1 protein-coding gene is annotated in these 2,755 nt (G+C 34.9%); it reads right to left on the bottom strand.

What is annotated here, in order from left to right; translation table 11 throughout:
• Positions 1–95: 95 nt before the first annotated feature.
• A complete protein-coding gene (locus tag HYI04_RS16645) occupies positions 96–2,564 on the bottom strand; it encodes an AAA family ATPase (protein ID WP_178896416.1) in 2,469 nt (822 codons plus the stop codon).
• Positions 2,565–2,755: the final 191 nt, after the last annotated feature.

Consider the following 2,755-nt stretch of genomic DNA (forward strand, 5'->3'; position numbering starts at 1 on the left):
GGACAAAATGACTCCAGATGAGTTTTACTATGACCAGCTACCACAACAAAATAAGGTAGCTTAACTAGAGCAGAGTATCACTTATAAATAAGCTTTTAGTTGTTCAAACATGTGGGACCACCTCTATACTTAGTCATCAGTTGTTCTATAAACATACAATCATCTTTTTCAATAAGTGCTAACGAATGTATTTTATTATCTGTTGTAATAGATCGACGATGTCTTCTTACAATTGAATTCAATAAGTCATCTTCAACACTTTTCTCTAATAATTTCCTGAAATCACTGCAAATGGCTTGAGCCAATTGTCGATAAACTTCTGCTCCAGATTGTTCTGCCACTTTACAAGCATCTCTCAATCTAGTTAGAAGAATATTATTAGCTGTTTTTGTATTAGAATTCCAAGTTTGCTGATGTGCAGGATTCCCTGACATCCCATTAAAACTCTCAATACATAATGCTGAGAAATGGGTCTTATGCCATTGATCACCATTTTTCTTAGACACATCTTCCATTGTTCCGAAAAGTGATAGTCGATGTGTAAATATAATAACTTGCCTGTGTTTAGCTAAATTTGCTAAACGTGAAGCCACATGCCATTCATAGTCATGATCTAATGAGGAAATTGGGTCATCAAATATAAATGGGGCCAGATAAGGCTTATTTACCACATCTGCTAAGAAAGCCGCTAAAGAAATTATTCTTCGCTCTCCTTCACTTAAAACGGATTCTGGTAATATGTTTTGACTAGCTACACCTTTCAATTGAATTTTATGAAAAACCTCTCCTCTGGATGTTCTAGATTTTATTAATTCAACCTTTAAATGATGTGCTCCTAATAGTTTTAATTCGTCATTAAATCGTTGAATATATGCATCTGTAATAGCTATTTCAGAAATTGATGCAGCTTTAGTCGATATATTTCTAGGATTTGTTAGTGACTTCCAAAACTCGTATTCCTTATGCTTTCTTAACCTAATCACTTCTTGCTTAATTGCTTCAACTTGCTGACAGGCCCATAACTTAGCTTCTAATTCTAACTTTTGATTATTTGCTAAAATTCTATTGAATTCAATCGCGTCCTGATCAAATTGATTTGCTTGTTTATCTAAACTATCCGCATAACCTGTGAGTACCTCTATTGAAGGTTTTATTTCAGAAATATCACGAAGTGTACCCTGCTGCTCATGAGAATTAAGAACCAAATAATTATTCTTAATTTTTAACCAGATATCACCCAAACATTTCAACCAATCTTCAGTTGCGATTCCTGCAGCCTCACATTGTGTTCTTATCTGTTGATCCGATAAAGCTAAAGGAAGTTGAGCAAGGCTAGTCTTATAGTTTTTTTCTGCATTTGCGGCATCTTGTTCTAGAGTACTGTGTACAAATTTTTCAAAATTTTGTAGTCGTTCTTTTGCTTCAAGATTAAGCTCTTGATAGCAAAGTACACATTTTGCTTCATCCGTTACTGGAAATTTTTGTTCTGGATACACTACCTGCGAATATTCTCTAGCAGCATTCCACATTGCTCGCCAAGTATTCCCACCCACTCCAGTTAAATCACCAACCATATTCTGTGCTGCATCTAAGGCAACTTGACGTTTTTGCAGGACCTCTTGTTTAAGACGCCTAAGCGATTCGATATTTAAAGGGCTTAGCGAATGTTGTGCCCCTTCAAGCGCTTTAATAATCTCCTTCACTTGTATTGCGGTATTTCGTCTTTGCTTAGCAAGCTCACTTGGATTATCAGTATTCAATCTTAAATTTAAAGTATTAAGTTGCTGCTGATTGTCTTCCGACCATAAAGTAAAGCTATCAAGGAGTTGATCATCCGTTTGGGCATTCAATGCATTTAACTTAATGGCTATTTCTGTTGAATAGAATTGACCAGGTAGCTGCGGTAATTTACTTAAAAGAGTATTCTGCTGGGTTTGCAGTATATCCTTTTGTGAGCAAACATTTGCCAGCTCCGCAAATAAGGTAACAGCTGGGGGCATGTACGTAGCTGTACTTTCTTTTGTCAAATAATAATTTGCTTCTTCACTGTCAAAGATATCGACAGGGACGAGGTCTCTTAAAAATGAGTCATTAGCCAACCATTTAATTTCTTGCTCAGTACCATCTGTAACTATTTCAAAGGTACAATGGCTAAGATCAGGCGGTGGAAAAAAAACATTTGGCTTTAGACTCTGTGCTCTAGAAACACCCGATGCCTTTTTTAAAATACGTGTATAACTGGATTTACCTGAACCATTATGCCCATAAATTACACTTAAGTTCCCAGTACCAAAAGTTAAAGGATCTCTAGGAGCTAAGTTTTCAATACCTATTACTCCCTTAATCGCCTTTAACCTTAGTTCACTTTTAAGTTGACTAACAATTAACTCATCATAATTTCTGTGTTGAGTAATTAGTCTACCCTCAGGCGTTTTAATTAATGCAGATATTTCTTGATAATCATTTTCACTGAGCGTACTTTTCTGAAGAATACGCACTGCCGCCTCTTGTAACCAATCGGCTTGTGTTAGAAGCCAATTTTTAATCTCAAGTTCAAGGTTCATAATTCCCCCGATTATTATCATTAATGCTAATAAAATTTATTTTTAAAAACTAATTTTATATATCAATAGACTTCCGTCATAAATCAAAAAACGTACAATTTATTTGATCTTAAATTAATCAGCAAAATTATTTAATTCAAGGGATAATCCTTGGATGAAATTCAAAGATATTCAAAAATTATCAAACGTTA

It is taken from the genome of Acinetobacter sp. SwsAc2 (assembly GCF_013391465.1).
GTDB lineage: Bacteria > Pseudomonadota > Gammaproteobacteria > Pseudomonadales > Moraxellaceae > Acinetobacter > Acinetobacter johnsonii.

Coding starts and splice junctions, on each gene's coding strand:
- HYI04_RS16645 (WP_178896416.1), bottom strand. CDS start 2,564: ATGAACCTTGAACTTGAGATTAAAAATTGGCTTCTAACACAAGCCGAT.